General features: G+C 72.0%; 10 protein-coding genes. All 10 read left to right on the top strand.

What is annotated here, in order from left to right:
• Nucleotides 1-100: 100 nt before the first annotated feature.
• A complete protein-coding gene (locus HC362_RS32490; protein WP_243087929.1) occupies nt 101-1,462 on the top strand; it encodes an MFS transporter in 1,362 nt (453 codons plus the stop codon).
• 172 nt (nt 1,463-1,634) lie between these two features.
• On the top strand, nt 1,635-2,471 hold the full coding sequence (locus HC362_RS32485; RefSeq protein ID WP_243087928.1) for a hypothetical protein: 837 nt from the start codon (nt 1,635-1,637) through the stop codon (nt 2,469-2,471).
• A 540-nt stretch (nt 2,472-3,011) separates the two neighbouring features.
• A complete protein-coding gene (locus HC362_RS32480) occupies nt 3,012-4,208 on the top strand; it encodes a type III PLP-dependent enzyme (RefSeq protein ID WP_243087927.1) in 1,197 nt (398 codons plus the stop codon).
• 178 nt (nt 4,209-4,386) lie between these two features.
• On the top strand, nt 4,387-5,742 hold the full coding sequence (locus HC362_RS32475) for a diaminobutyrate--2-oxoglutarate transaminase (protein WP_243088911.1): 1,356 nt from the start codon (nt 4,387-4,389) through the stop codon (nt 5,740-5,742).
• Nucleotides 5,739-7,388, top strand: a complete 1,650-nt coding sequence (locus tag HC362_RS32470) for a pyridoxal-dependent decarboxylase (RefSeq protein ID WP_347568515.1) — start codon at nt 5,739-5,741, stop codon at nt 7,386-7,388. Before HC362_RS32475 ends, HC362_RS32470 begins: the two co-directional genes overlap by 4 nt.
• Entirely contained in the window at nt 7,385-9,211 is a 1,827-nt protein-coding gene (locus HC362_RS32465; protein WP_243087926.1) for an IucA/IucC family protein, read from the top strand. Before HC362_RS32470 ends, HC362_RS32465 begins: the two co-directional genes overlap by 4 nt.
• A complete protein-coding gene (locus HC362_RS32460) occupies nt 9,208-10,617 on the top strand; it encodes a SidA/IucD/PvdA family monooxygenase (protein ID WP_243087925.1) in 1,410 nt (469 codons plus the stop codon). The genes HC362_RS32465 and HC362_RS32460 overlap by 4 nt, the downstream gene beginning before the upstream one ends.
• A complete protein-coding gene (locus HC362_RS32455; RefSeq protein ID WP_243087924.1) occupies nt 10,614-11,990 on the top strand; it encodes a hypothetical protein in 1,377 nt (458 codons plus the stop codon). The genes HC362_RS32460 and HC362_RS32455 overlap by 4 nt, the downstream gene beginning before the upstream one ends.
• On the top strand, nt 11,987-13,837 hold the full coding sequence (locus tag HC362_RS32445) for an IucA/IucC family protein (RefSeq protein WP_279240161.1): 1,851 nt from the start codon (nt 11,987-11,989) through the stop codon (nt 13,835-13,837). Before HC362_RS32455 ends, HC362_RS32445 begins: the two co-directional genes overlap by 4 nt.
• Nucleotides 13,834-15,192, top strand: coding sequence for a glutamine synthetase family protein (locus tag HC362_RS32440; protein ID WP_243087922.1), 1,359 nt, complete (start codon nt 13,834-13,836; stop codon nt 15,190-15,192). The genes HC362_RS32445 and HC362_RS32440 overlap by 4 nt, the downstream gene beginning before the upstream one ends.
• Nucleotides 15,193-15,220: the final 28 nt, after the last annotated feature.

Genomic DNA, 15,220 nt, shown 5'->3' with positions numbered 1-15,220 from the left:
CGTGTCCGCATGCCGGGACGCGCCGGTGCGCAGGAATGGAGGTGCGGCTGAGTCGGGTTCTCCGGTGGCACAGCAAGAGCGCCGGAGAGGACACCCATCGATGACGCAGTCGCGAGAGCGGTCACAGGAGACGGATCAGGAGCCGGGGCCGCGGCAGGCGGATCAGAAGGTGAAGCCCGGGGCGCGGGAGAAGGAGGGCGGCCGGTGGCCCCGGCGGTCGGGGCGGCAGCTGGTGGCGGCCTCCATCGGGAACGGTGTCGAGTGGTACGACTGGTTCGCGTACTCGTTCCTCGCCGTCTACATCGCGGATGAGATCTTCCCGAAGGGAGCGGGCAGTTCGCTGGTTCCGCTGCTGTCCACCTTCGCTGTCTTCGCTGTCGGATTCTTCATGCGGCCGGTGGGCGGGCTGCTGCTGGGGGCGGTCGCCGACCGGGCCGGGCGGCGGTCCGCGCTGACGCTGACGATTCTGCTCATGGGCGGCAGCAGCCTGCTGGTCGCGGTCACCCCCACCTACGCGGCAGCCGGGGCGTTCGGGCCGGTGGTGCTGGTCGTTGCCAGGCTTGTGCAGGGGTTGTCCGTGGGCGGGGAGTTCGCCGCCTCCACGACCTTCCTGGTGGAGTCGGCCGGTCCGGGCCGCCGCGGTCTGTTCTCCAGCTTCCAGTACGTATCGACGACGGCGGGCCAGCTGGCCGCCTCCGGAGTCGCCGCACTGTTCGTCTCCACGCTGGACGACGGCCAGATGCACCAGTGGGGCTGGCGGGCCCCGTTCGTGATCGGGGCGCTGCTGAGCCTCGCGGGTTTCTGGGTGCGGCGAGGCGCGCAGGAGACACGGAGCGACAAGCACGCGGGCGGACCGCGCCCCGGACTCTTCGACGCGCTGCGCAGCCACCCCCGCGAGTCGCTGCTGATCGTCGGGATCACAGCCGGCGGGACGATCGCCTACTACGTGTGGACCTCGTACCTGCCGACCTACGCACAGGTCAACGCCGGGCTCGACAAGGGTGATGCGCTCGTTGCCGGGACGATCTCGTTGGTGTTCTTCATGTTGCTCCAGCCGCTGGCCGGGGTGCTGTCCGACCGGGTGGGCCGAAAGCCGCTGCTGCTGACCTTCGCGATCGGATTCGCCGTCCTGTGCGTTCCGCTGCTGCACGCGGTCGGCGATTCCCTCGTCTCGCTGCTGCTGGTGCAGTGCGCCGGGATGGTGCTGCTGACGGGCTACACGGCGATCGCAGCCGCGGTCAACGCCGAGGTCTTCCCGGCCCGGGTGCGTGCCGCGGGCATCGGCTTCCCCTACTCGCTGGCCGTGGCCCTCTTCGGCGGCACCGCACCCTATGTCGGCACCCTCTTCGAGGAGCTGGAGATGCCCGACGCCTTCCCCTGGTACGTGGCCGTGCTGTGCCTGCTGTCGGCGCTGGTGTATCTGCGACTGCCGGAGCGGGCCAAGGAGGAACTGGAGCGGTGACGGGGGTGGGCTGACCGGACGTCGGTCAGGACGTCCACGGGCCGCGCTTGCAGGGTGGCCGGGCTCCCAGCGGAGGGTAGCCCAACTCGGCGTGTCCTCTGGGCACTTAGGCCAGACCCTGCTGGAATGGGATACAGGGCTTCGCAAGGCGGTCCCTGGAAAGGGGAGCCCCATGCGCAGGCGTCAGCGGTCGTGGTCCGTTCAGGTCGCCGTGGTGGCGCTGACGCTGCTGACCATGCTGGCCGGGCCCGTACCGGCCGCCTCCGCCGCCGCACTCCGGGCCCCGGCTGAAAACTGCGCGACAACGCTGCGCTGCGACCTGGCCGAGCTGGAGCGCGTGTCCATGGCCGATCGGGTGGAGATGGTCCGCGACTTGCAGCGCCGGCACGGGCCGGCCTTCGAGCCGGGCTTCCGGCGCTGGGCCGCGATCGCCGGCGTGATGTCAGCAGCGCGCGACCGGGGCGTCGGCGGTCCGGGTACGTGGATGTCGGTGACCAACGCGGGCCTGCTGGAGGCGATGGAAAGGGGGGTCGCCCGGGGGCTCGATCCGGAAGCGGACGTGTACGGCAATCCCGGTGCCCTGCGCTGGTCCAGCTATCTGACGAATCTGGCGGCCGGCCGCCTCACCGCACGTCCCCGGCACGACGAGGAGTGGAGCAAGGCAGAGCAGGCCTCCCTCGATCACGGCGACCGGATCGCCCGCACCCGGTTCGGTCTGCGCCCCACCCCCTCGGAGCAGCGCTTCAAACAGCTGACCGACCTCTACCGCTGGGCCATGCAGCACGAGAAGGAACTCCCCGCCCAACTCGGCGCGCTGACTCCGGTCCTGTGGTGGTTCACGGACGTCCGCAACGAGGACTCGTACCGGATCAGCGCCGAGATCGCGATGACCATCTCCTTCGGCCCGCCGGGCATCGAGAGCCTCACCCGGCTGCTCCTCGAGATCCAGCTCAAATGCCCCACCTGTACGGCCCCGCTGCCGATCCCTGTTCACACCGGGACCCACTGAGCGGAGGCACCCGACTCACGACGAGTCCGGCGCCGTGCCCGACGGGCACGGCGCCGATCGATTGCAGACAGTCGTGGCCGCGTGGAGCGGCGTTGCCCATGGCGCGCGGGAGCCGGGCTGGTTGATCGCTGTGGCGGTGGCCTGAATGTGCCGTACATGCGTCCAGCTCTACTTGGCAAGCACAGATCATTAGGTTAGCCTCACCTAAGTTTCTGTCCGGCCGGATTCCTGCGGCCACCAGGCACTTCTGTACCCTGCCCGCTTCCCTGGGAGCATCCGTGTCCCGATCGACCAGTGCAATCGCGCCGCCGCCGGAGGTGCCGTCGACCGGGCTCCGGAACGAGCACGACGATGGTGCCGCCGTAGCCTCGGGCGAGCCGATCGACCACGGCTGATGTTCCTTCCCCCCGGCTCGCCGTCTCCGCTTCCGGCTCCAGGCCCCGGTCAGACCTGAACCTCTCTCCTATCTCGTCCCCGACCCGAGGCAGAACTGTGTCCATTGAGTTGCCGCCGTCCGCAGCCCCGCGATCCGTCCACCCCGTGGATGTCCTCCCTGAGAAGCTCCGCAACCGCCTCCTGGAGCTGACTCGGGCCGGGACCCCGGTGTCGGCCTATGTGTACGACGGCGCGGTCGCCGCCGAGCGGGCACGCGAGCTGCGCAGCGCCCTCCCGGAGTGGGCGGCCGTGTACTACGCCGTGAAGGCGAACTCCTTCCCCGCTGTCGTCGCAGCGCTCGCTCCGTACGTCGACGGGTTCGAGGTCGCCTCCCGCACGGAACTCGAACTCGCCACCTCGGCCAAGCCAGTTGCCGAGGGCGCTGTTGCCCCGGTGGTCGCCGCGGGACCGGCGAAGTCCGTCCCGGTCCTGACCGCCCTGGTGCGGGCCGGTGTCGAGGCGATCAACGCCGAGAGCCTGCTCGAGCTGCACCGGATCAGCCGGATCGCCACCGCGGAAGGAGTCCGCGCCAAGGTGGCGCTACGCGTCAACCCGGCGACGATCCCTGTCACCGGCTCGCTCCACATGGGCGGTGTGCCGTCCCAGTTCGGCGTGGCCGAGCCGGATGTGCCCGGCGTGCTGCGCGCTGCGCTCCAGCTGCCCGCCCTGGACCTGGTCGGCTTCCACATCCACGCAGCCTCCAACAACCTCGACGCCGAGGCGCATGCCGCGTATCTGCGCTGGTGCGTGGAGTGGAGCATCCGGACCGCGCGGGAGAACGGCATCGACCTGCGGCACGTCGACATCGGCGGCGGCATCGGCGTCGCCTTCGAGGGCGAGAAGCCTTTCGACGTCGCCCGCTTCGGTGAACTCGCCGCGCAGGTCGAGGTTCCCGAGGGTGTCAAGGTCGTGCTGGAGCCCGGCCGCTTCCTGGTCACCGACTGCGGGTGGTACGCCGCAGAGGTGACGGACGTGAAGGCGTCGTACGGCGAGTCCTTCGTCGTGCTGCGCGGCGGCATCAACCACTTCCAGCTGCCCACCTCCTGGGAGATCGTGCACAACGTCGCGGTCCTGCCCGTCGAGAGCTGGCCCGAGGGCTGTCCCCGGCCCGCCGCCGAGGACACCCGTGTGACGGTCGTCGGCGAACTGTGCACCCCCGAGGACACCTTGCTGCGCGACGTCAAGGTGGACCGCGTACGCGCCGGTGACCTCGTCGTCTTCCCCGACGCGGGCTCCTATGGCTGGGAGTTCGCCATGCACAGCTTCCTCGGACACCCCGTGGCCGAGCGTCTCCTGCTCTGACCGAGCAGCCGGCCGCCGCTGACCGAGCAGCCGGCCGCCGCTCTCCTCTCCCCCGGCGCCGATGACCCCCGGACCGCGCCGTCTCCGGCCGCTCCGGCGCGGTCATCACCGATGTCCCGATCCTTGGAGTCAAACCGTGCCACCGCGACCCACCGATCTGCCCGCACCCGACCGGACCATGCCCGACGGCGCCGCCATCCTGGAGCGCCAGCGCGAGCGGGAGTCCGCCGCCCGCACCTACTCCCGCTCGTTCCCCATCGTCCCGGCCCGCGCCCAGGGCATGACGATCGAGGACACCGAGGGACGCCGTTACCTGGACTGCCTCTCCGGCGCCGGTACCCTCGCCCTCGGACACAACCACCCGGTCGTCCTGGAAGCCATCCAGCGAACGGTCAGCAGCGGCGCCCCGCTGCACGTCCTGGACCTGGCGACCCCGGAGAAGGACGAGTTCACCGACGCGCTGTTCGCCACCCTGCCCGGCGATTTCGCCGACAAGGCCCGTGTCCACTTCTGCGGCCCGGCCGGCACCGACGCGGTCGAGGCCGCACTCAAGCTGATGCAGACGGCCACAGGACGCCGGGGAGTGCTGGGCTTCACCGGCGCGTACCACGGTATGACCGCGGGCGCGCTGGCCGCCTCCGGCGGGGTCGGTGCGAAGAATCCGGTGCCGGGGATCGCCGCGGATGTGACCCGGCTGCCCTTCCCGTACAGCTACCGCTGCCCGTTCGGCGTCGGCGGGGAACGCGGTGCCCAACTGTCGGCCACGTACGTCGAGCGGCTGCTGGCCGATCCCAACGGCGGTGTCGTATCGCCCGCCGCGATGATCCTGGAAGCCGTCCAGGGCGAGGGCGGCGCCGTTCCGGCCCCGGACGGCTGGCTGCGCGAGATGCGCCGGATCACCGCCGAGCGCGGAATCCCGCTGATCGTCGACGAGGTGCAGACCGGCGTCGGACGCACCGGTGCCTTCTGGGCCGTGGAGCACAGCGGGATCGTGCCGGACGCGATGGTGATGTCCAAGGCGATCGGCGGCAGCCTTCCCCTGGCGGTCGTCGTCTACCACGAGGACTACAACGAGTGGCTGCCCGGCGCGCACACCGGGACCTTCCGCGGCAACACTCTGGCCATGGCGGCCGGTACCGCAACCCTCCGGTACGTCGCCCGCGAGGGTCTCGTCGCACGGGCCGGAGCGGTCGGTGCCCGGATGACCGAGCGGCTCGAGGCGCTGCGTGCCGAGCTGCCGGTGATCGGCGATGTCCGCGGCCGTGGCCTGATGATCGGTGTCGAGCTGGTCGACGCCGAGGCCGAGCCGGACGCGTGCGGCGCCCGTCCGTTCGCCCCTGAGCTGGCCGCGCAGGTCCGTGACGCCTGCCTGGACCGGGGGCTGATCGTCGAACTCGGCGGCAGGCACGACTCCACGGTCCGGCTGCTGCCGCCCCTCGTCATCACCGACGAACAGGTCGAGGCCGTGCTGGACCGGCTGACCGACGCCGTCGTCGCGGTGACGGCCACTCACTTCCGGGGAGTCGGGGCATGAGCGGCAACACATCCGACCTGCGCACGACGGCCGACGTGACGGTCATCGACGAGACCGACACCCGGAGCGATCTGCGGCTCGCCCCGGACGGGGCCGGGCACACCGACCGCCTCGACGAAGAGATGGCCGGACTGCTCCAGGCGGTCGCCCCGGCGGCGTCAGACACCCCGCTGACCAGCCTGTCCGGCGGTCCCACCGGCCCCGGCGCGCTCACGCCACCGCTGCGTACCGTCCTGAACGCCCTCGCCGAGGGGGCCGAGCGGCGCGGCGGACCGCTGCCCGCCGGGTCCCCAGAAGAGCTGGCCGCCGATGTCGCCCGGGTGTTCGCCGAGGCGGAAGGCGACGGCGCCCTGCACAAGCTGACCGACGTCCTGTCCTACGGCAGCGCCGACCCGGCCGACCCGTCCTGCGCGGCCCATCTGCACTGCCCGCCGCTGGCCGTCGCGGTCGCCGCCGACCTCGCCGTCTCCGCGCTCAACCCCTCCCAGGACTCCTGGGACCAGGCGCCCGCCGCCACCGCACTGGAGACCCTGCTGTTGCAGGAGCTGGCGCAGCTCGTCGGGTACGACCCGGACGAGGCCGCCGGTGTGCTCACCTCCGGCGGCACCGAGTCCAACCTCATGGGACTGATGCTCGCCCGGGACCGGGTGATCGGCCAGGAGAGCGGGCGTCAGGTCGAGTTGACCGGTGTGCCTGGCACGGGCCGGCGCGCACGGATCTTCACCTCCGAAGCCGCGCACTTCTCGGTGCAGCGGTCGGCTGCCCTGCTGGGGCTGGGCGAGGACGCGGTTGTTCCCGTTCCCGTCGACGACCAGCTGCGGATGAAGCCCGACGCGCTCGCCGCCGCCCTGCGCGACTGTGTGAGGCGGGGCGAACTGCCGTTGGCCGTCGTGGCCACCGCCGGCACCACCGACACCGGTGCGATCGACCCGCTGCGCACCTGCGCCTCGCTGGCCGCCGAGTACGGCGCCTGGCTGCACGTGGACGCCGCCTACGGCGGGGGCGCGCTGCTGTCCGACCAACTCGCCCCGCTCATGGCCGGGGTCGCGCTGGCCGACTCGGTGTCCCTGGACTGGCACAAGCTGGGCTGGCAGCCGGTCGCCGCGGGCATCTTCCTGGTGAAGCGGGCGGAGACGTACGCGTCGCTGGCCCGGCGGGCGGTCTACCTCAACCCGCAGGACGACGAGGAGGCCGGATACCCGAGCCTGCTGGGCCTCTCGCTGCGCACCACTCGCCGTACCGACGCCTTCAAGATCGCCGTCACGCTGCGGACCCTGGGCCGGGACGGCCTGGGCCGCCTCGTGGACGCCTGCCACGCGCTGGCACGCTCCGGCGCCGAAGCAGTCCGCGCCCACCCGAGCCTGGAACTGCACGCCGACCCGGTTCTGACGGCATTCCTGTTCCGCTATCTGCCGGAGAGCCCCCGCGACACCGACCCGGAGCGCGTGGACCGGATCAACGCGGGCCTGCGGCGCAGGCTGCTGCGCGAGGGGCGGGCCGTGGTCGGCAGGACCGAGCTGCCGGGCGAGGGACCGGGGCGGGTCCGCCTCAAGCTGACCCTGCTCAATCCGCACACGACTCCCGCCGATGTCGAGCGGCTGCTGGACGCGGTCGTGGCGGCGGGCCGGGCCGAGGAGGAGCTGTGAGCCACTCCACCGGGACCCGGCCGACAGCCGCGGTGCCACCCGCGTCGGCCGCGGCCCCCGGTCCCGACCCGCTGGACCACCCCGAAGCGCTCCGCGCGGGTGACGCGGCGGCGATGGAGACGCTGCTGCGCGCCTACGTACGCGAGACCGGCACCGACGTACCAGCGACCGGTCAGGCGCTCCTGCTGCATCTGCCGGCCAGTCAACTGACCCTGCGGGTGCCGGTGCGCTATCGGTCCGCCACCGGCTGGCATCGGTTCGGAGCACCCCACCTGGCCTCCACGGGAGAGGACAGCACCCTCCCGGCGGACGCCTCGCTCGTGGCGGCGGCGCTGATCCGGGAGACGACCGTGGGCCGTGGCGCGCCGCCGCACCACGGTGGCGACGCGGCGGCGCGGGTGCTGAACTCCGCACGGCGCACCGCAGCCCACATCGAGCGTCGTCGCGCCGAGGGACCGGAAGGCCGGGGCCCGACACCGTTCCTCGACAGCGAGCAGGCGCTGCTGCTGGGGCACCCGTTCCATCCCGCGCCCAAGAGCCGCGAGGAGGCGTCGGACGTGGAACTCGCGGCGTACTCGCCCGAGTTGCGCGGCTCCTTCCCGCTGCACTGGTTCGCCGCGCACCCCGAGGTCGTCGTCGGCGGGAGCGCGGACGGCCGGTCGCCCGCCGAACTGCTGCGCCCGCTGGCCGAGGGGCTGAAGCTGCCGGACGGCATGGTGCCGGTGCCCGCGCACCCCTGGCAGGCACGCGAGGTCCTGGCCCGCCCTCAGGTCGCCCGTCTCCTCGACGCCGGGCTGCTGCGTCCGCTCGGCGCGGCCGGATCCGCCTGGTACCCCACCTCCTCCGTACGGACGGTGCACCGGCCGGACACCGAGGTGATGCTCAAGCTGTCCCTCGGGATGCGGATCACCAACTCCCGGCGCAACAACCTGCGCAGCGAGATGCGGCTCGGCGTACGCGCGGCGCAGCTGCTGGCAGCGGGCCCTGTGGAATGGCTGCGCTCCGAGCATCCCGAGTTCGGCATCCTGCGCGACTTCGCCTGGGTCTCCGTCGGCGCGGACGGTCCCGAGACGGGTCTGGAGACGGCCATCCGGGACAACCCCTTCCGCGGCGGCGCCGACGCACGGGCCGAAGGGCTGTGTGTGGCCGGTCTGCTGGCCGAGCGCACAGGACCCGGTGACGGCACAGCGCCACGCCACCGCGCGCTGCTGAACGCGGCGGTCGAGGGCGCCGCCCACGCGCTGGGCGTTTCCGTGGCCGAGGCGTCGGCGCGCTGGCTGGAGCGCTACCTGGACGTCCTGGCCGTCCCCCTGATCCGCCTTCAGGCGCGGTACGGCATCGCCCTGGAACCGCATCACCAGAACACCCTCGTCGCACTCGACGCGAACGGACTGCCGTGCGCCGGCTGGTACCGGGACAGCCAGGGCTACTACCTGGCCGAGTCCCGCGTCCCCGACATCGAGCGGCTGCTGCCCGGCGCGACCGAAGGCGTCGACCTGGTCTTCGCGGACGCGTTCGTCGACGAGCGGGTCGCCTACTACCTGGGCATCAACAACCTCCTCGGTCTCGTCGGCGCGTTCGGCGCGCTCGGCCTGGCCGACGAGGGCGACCTGCTGCGCGTTCTGCGCGGAGTGCTGGAGCGGCTGCGCAGGGCCGAGCCCGCCGCCAAGGGCCTGCTCGACCTGCTGCTCGACGCACCGGTGCTGCGCTGCAAGGGCAACTACCTGACCTGCGTGGACGGTCTCGACGAACTGGTCGGCGAAGTTCACACCCAGTCCGTGTACATCGACCTTCCCAACCCTCTTACGGAGGCACAGCGGTGACCGCGCCCTCGACTTCCCCGGACCAGCACGCGCCCTACGACCTGGTGGGTGTCGGCATCGGCCCGTTCAACCTGTCGCTGGCGGCCCTGGCCGACGGTGTCCCCGGCTTCCGTTCGCTCTTCCTGGACGCGAAGCCCGCCTTCTCGTGGCATCCGGGCCTGCTGATGGAGGGAACGACGCTCCAGGTGCCGTTCCTCGCCGATCTGGTCACCATGGCCGACCCGACCAGCCCCTGGTCGTATCTGAACTACCTTCGCGCCCACGAGCGCATGTTCAAGTTCTTCTTCTCCGAGCGCTTCCACATCCCGCGCCGCGAGTACGACCACTACTGCCGCTGGGTCGCCGAGCGGCTGTCCTCCTGCCGCTTCGACGCGCGGGTCACGGCGTTGGAGTGGGACGAGACGGCGGACGCTTTCGCCGTCGTGCACCATTCAGCGGCCGGTGAGCAGACCCGGGTGCTCGCCCGTCAGGTCGTCCTCGGCGTGGGCACCGACCCGGTCGTCCCCGAGCCGCTGCGCCCGCTGCTGACCGACACCCACGCCGGGCGCGTCCTGCACAGTGCCGACTACCGCGCCCACCGTGCCCGGCTCGGCGCTGCCGACGACGTCACCGTCATCGGCGCGGGCCAGTCCGGCGCCGAGGTCGCGCTCGACCTGCTCCGCAACCAGGACGGCGAAGGACGGGGCGGTCCGTACGTGCGCTGGCTGGCCCGTACCGCCGCCTTCGCTCCCATGGAGTACTCCAAGATCGGCCTGGAGCACTTCACCCCGGACTACATCCGCTTCTTCCGCGACCTGCCCGAGACCACGCGCGAGCGGCTGACCGCCGAGCAGTGGCAGCTCTACAAGGGCGTCAGCGAGGAGACACTGGGCGAGATATACGACGAGCTGTACGAGCGCACCATCGGAGGCGGCGAACCGCGCGCCTCGCTCCACCCGGCCGTGGAGGTCCTCGCGGCCGAGGCCGACGGCGACCGGTATCTGCTCACCTGCCGCAGTCGGCAGCAGGACTCGGTGTTCGAGATCCGTACCGCGGCAGTGGTCTCCGCCACCGGCTACGCCGCCTCCCGTCCCCCGTTCCTGGAGGCGATGGCCGACCTGGTCGACTGGGACGCCAAGGGCCGCTACCAGGTCGACGGCGACTACCGGGTCGCCCTCGACCCCCGGGTCTCGGGCACCCTCTATGTCCAGAACGCCGAGATGCACACCCACGGTGTGGGCGCTCCCGACCTCACGCTGGGCGCCTGGCGCGCCGCGACGATCCTGAACGCCGCTGTGGGAAGGGCGGTGCTGCCGGTCGCCCCGCGCCAGGCGTTCACCACCTTCGGCGCACCGCAGGAGTCCGCCCCGGTCCCGGACCAGCCGCCCGCCGTGCGGGTCCCGGCCCCGGCGGAGACACAGCGATGACGGCCCTGGGGAAGGACGGCGCGTCGGCCCGTGGCGGGTCGGCGCGCCGAGCCAAGTCGGTCCTCCTCTCGGTCATCGGCCTCCACCTGGTCGCCGAGACCGCTCTGACGCCGTTCCTGCCGCAGCTCTTCGAGAGGCTGTACGGGATCGAGGACCCGGAGGCGACCGGGCTCTACATCTGGATCTGCCGTATCGCCGGGCTCGCCGCCCTCCCCCTGTGGGGGCTGGCGGCCCGGCGCTGGTCACTGCACGGACTCGTACTGGCCGGGCTGTGCGGCTCCGCCGTTCTCGACCTGCTCCTGGGGCTGGCGCCCAGCTATGCCGCGTATCTGGTCCTCTCGACACTCATCGTCAGCACCAACAGCGCCCTGCTGCTGGCGTATCCCGCGTTCATCGCCGAGCACGGCGACGAATCGTCGCAGGACGGTGTGCGTGCGCGGCTGACGGGCATCTGCTCGCTCGTGGTCGTGTTCCATCTGTCGGTGGTCGTCTCCACGATGGTGGGTGCCGGGGTGCTCGCGCTCCCGGAACCGCGCATCGGCATCTCCGCGTTCGCGGTGCTGGACACGCTCCTGGCCGTGCTGACCTACCGGATCCTGGGCAAGCGGCCCGGCACCCGGACCGGACGGGCCGGCGAGGCCCGGAGGGAGCGCACTTCCGCGCCTGGCCCTCGTCGCCTCCCGTGGCTCATGGCCCTGGCCTACGCCGCGCTGATCGGCGTCGCGTTCGACTTCTCGGCCAATGTGGCGCGGCCCTTCTTCACCAAGTTCGCCGAGGATCTGGGCAGCGGCTCGGTGGGCAGCGGTGTGCTGTTCTTCCTGCCGAGCGTCTCGGCGCTGGCTGTCCTGCCCGCGGTACGCCGCTGCCACGACGTGCTGGGCGACCGGCTGCTGCCGCTGTCCCTGACCGTGGGTGCTGCCGGGCTGGCCTGGAGCTGGCTGGCCGGTTCACTGCCCGGACTGGTCGGCGGCCGACTGCTCTTCGGCGTCGGTCTGGGGCTGGGGCAAGTCGCCGTCGAGCTGCGGATGTTCCGCGCGACGGGTACGGAGGGCCCGGCCTTCACCGCTGTGGAGACCGCCCGGTCGGCCGGTCTGCTGGCCGCGCCGATCGCCGCAACCGCGGCTGTCTCCCACGACCTGGCGCTGCCGCTCGCGGTCGCCGCGGCCGTCCAGGCGCTGGCCGCCGCGCTGTCCCTGCGGCGCCCACGGAGCACCGCTTCGTCACCGGCCGAACCGGTAGCGGACATGTCCGAAGACGCCGCCATGGCCGCCGTACCGCCGCAGTCCCGGCGGAAGCCGGACACCGTGCCCGCGCTCGCTTCGGCCACCGCTTCCACCGCCGCACCCGCGCACTCCGAGGAGATCCACCGATGAACCGCACCACACGAGAAGCCTGGGCGCAGGCGGGCCGGCGGCTGCTCGTCAAGGCCGTGGAGGAGTTCGCCTACGAGGAGTTCCTCGTCCCCGAGCCCGACACCTCGGCTGAGGCGCCGGACGCCTACCGGCTGGAGTTCAGCGACGGCGTCCACTGGACGTTCCGGTCCGCCCGCGGCACCTTCGGCACCTGGCGGCTGGTCCCCGGCACCCTGTGGCGGCATCCCGCACCGGAGGACGGCGTCCTCGGCCCCGAGCGACTGCTGCTCGACGCCCGCCAGGTCCTGGGCTGGGACGGGCCCACCACCGCCGAGGTCCTGCGTGAACTCACCGCCACCCGGCGGGCCGAGGCCGAGGTCATCGCCCGCGCCCTGCCCGCCGCCGGCCTCGCCGACCTGGACCACCTCGACCTGGAGGCCCACCAGGACGGCCACCCCTGCATGCTCCTCAACAAGGGCCGGCTTGGCTTCTCCGCCTCCGACGCCGCTGCCTACGCCCCCGAGGCGGCCGGGACGGTGTTCCTGCTGTGGGCCGGCATCCACCGCAGCCTGGCCTCCTACTCCGGAGTGGACGGCCTGGACGAGGACACCCTCCTCGCCGAGGAACTCGACGAGGGCACCCGCAAACAGTTCGCGGCCGCCCTCCATGAGTCCTGCGCCGAGACCGGTTTGGCCACCGACGACTTCCACTGGCTGCCGGTGCATCCCTTCCACTGGGACGAGGCGGTCGCACCCCTGTTCGCCCCCTACCTCGCCGACGGTCGGGTCGTGCTGCTCGGCGAGGGCCCGGACCGCTACCGGCCGCTGCAGTCCATCCGTACGCTCGCCAACCTGGACCACCCGCACCGCCGCAATGTGAAGGTGCCGCTGCTCATCCGCAACACCCTCGTCTGGCGCGGCCTGTCCACCGGGCCGACGAAGGCCGCGCCGGATGTCAGCGCCTGGCTGCACGCCGTCCGGGAAGCGGACCCGTACCTGCGTGACGAGCTGCGATTCCACCCGCTCGGCGAGGTGGCGGGCGTGGCCGTGCACCATCCGCTGTACGAGTCGGTCGAGGACGCGCCGTACCGCTACCACGAACTCCTCGGCGCGGTCTGGCGCGAGCCGGTCGCCGCCCTGCTGGAGGAGGGCGAGCAGGCCCGCACCATGGCCGCGCTGCTCAAGGTCGGCTCGGACGGCCGCGCCCTGGTCAGCGAGCTGGTCGAACGCTCGGGGCAGACGCCCCGTGCCTGGCTGACCCGGTTCTTCCAGGCCCTGCTGCCCGGTCTCCTGCACTACCTGTACCGGTACGGCACGGCGTTCTGCCCGCACGGCGAGAACACCGTCGTCCTCTACGACAGCACCGACACTCCGCTCGGCATCGCGGTGAAGGACTTCGCCGAGGACGTCAATCTGCTGCCCGGCGACCGTCCCGAGTACGCCGGACTGTCCGAGCGGGCCGACGCGCTCCTGTTGCGCTGGCCCGCGGGCGAGCTGGCCCACTCGCTGCTCAGCGCGGTCTTCGCGGGGCACTTCCGGTTCTTCGCCCCGCTGGTCGCCGAGCACCTCGGCGTGCCGGAGGAGGAGTTCTGGGGCATGGTCCGCGCCGAGATCGAGCGCTACCACACCCGCTTCCCCGAACTGACCGAGCGCTTCGAGGAGTTCGGTCTGCTGGCCCCCGAGTTCGACCGGGTGGCGCTCAACCGGGAGCAGCTGCTCGGCGGCGGCTTCCACGACCGCGCCGAGAAGGACGAGGGCTTCGACGTCGTCCACGGCACCCTCGCCAACCCCCTCGCCACCGCAACCGTCCACGCGCAGGCCCAGGCCCACACGCAGGCCGAGGCCCACGCCCGTCAGGAGCAGATATGACCCCCGCGCCGTACGAACGACTGCGCGCCGAGGCGGACGCCGGACAGGTCGAGGAGGTGATCGTCAGCGTCCCGGATCTCCAGGGGCGGCTCCAGGGCAGCAGGCTGTCCGTGCCGCACTTCCTCGACGAGGCGGCTCAGTCGGGCTTCGGCGCCTGCCTCTACCTGCTCGCCTCCGACGTCGAGATGGACACCGGCCCCGGCTATGCCATCGACGCCTGGCGCAGCGGCTTCGGCGACTTCGTGCTGCGCCCCGATCCGGCCACCTTGCGCGACCTCCCGTGGGACGAGGGCAGCGCGCTCGTCCTCGCCGACGCTCACTGGCCGGACGGCCGGGCGGTCGAGGTGGCGCCCCGCCAGGTGCTGCGCGGGCAGCTCGACCGGCTCGCCGAGCGCGGGCTTGCGGCGTTCGCGGGCACCGAACTGGAGTTCCTGGTCTTCCGCGAGTCGTACCGCCAGGCGTGGGATCGGCGCTATCACGGCCTGGAGACAGCCACCGCCTACAACGTCGACTACTCCCTCCAGGGCCTCGCGGAGATCGAGCCGGTGGTGCGCCGCATCCGCCGGGAGATGGTGCGCGCCGGGCTCACCATGGAGACCGCGCGAGCCGAGTGCCACGCCGGCCAGTACGAGATCGTCTTCCGTTACGACGAGGCGATGGCCACGTGCGACAACCACGTCTTCTTCAAGAACGGCGCCAAGCAGATCGCGTCCCAGGAGGGCGTCGCGCTCACCTTCATGCCCAAGTTCGACGAGGGCGAGGGCAACTCCTGCCACATCCACCTGTCGTTGCGCGGCACCGACGGCTCCGCCGTGCTCGCCGACCCGTCAGCAGCGGACGGCATGTCCGAGCTGATGCGCCACTTCGTGGCCGGTCAGCTCGCCTGCCTCCCTGACTTCGCCCTGCTGATGGCGCCGAACATCAACTCCTACAAGCGGCTGCAGCCCGGCGGCTTCGCCCCGGTCGGTGTCGCCTGGGGTCGGGACAACCGCACCTGCCCGGTCCGTGTCGTCGGCTCGGGCCACTCGATGCGTATCGAGCACCGGGTCCCCGGCGGTGACGCCAATCCGTACCTCGCCGTCGCCGCGGCGGTGGCGGCCGGCCTGTACGGCATCGAGAACCGCCTCCCGCTGCCGGAGCCGCACGCCGCCAACGCTCTGACCGATCCGTCGGTACCGCGGCTGCCCACCACACTGACCGAGGCCGTGCACCGCTGGGAGAACAGCGAGATCACCGCGAAGGTCTTCGGTGAATCGGTGGTCGCCCACTACGCGCAGGCCGCCCGTACGGAACTGGCCGCGTTCGAGTCGGCGGTGACCGACTGGGAGCGCGTACGCGGCTTCGAGCGCCTCTGAGACCACCTGACGGCAGCGCGGCGCACCC

The organism is Streptomyces sp. 891-h (genome assembly GCF_022760275.1).
Classification (GTDB): domain Bacteria; phylum Actinomycetota; class Actinomycetes; order Streptomycetales; family Streptomycetaceae; genus Streptomyces; species Streptomyces spirodelae.
Note: the sequence above shows the minus strand (reverse complement) of the source record. Positions and strands in the feature narration are given on the sequence as shown.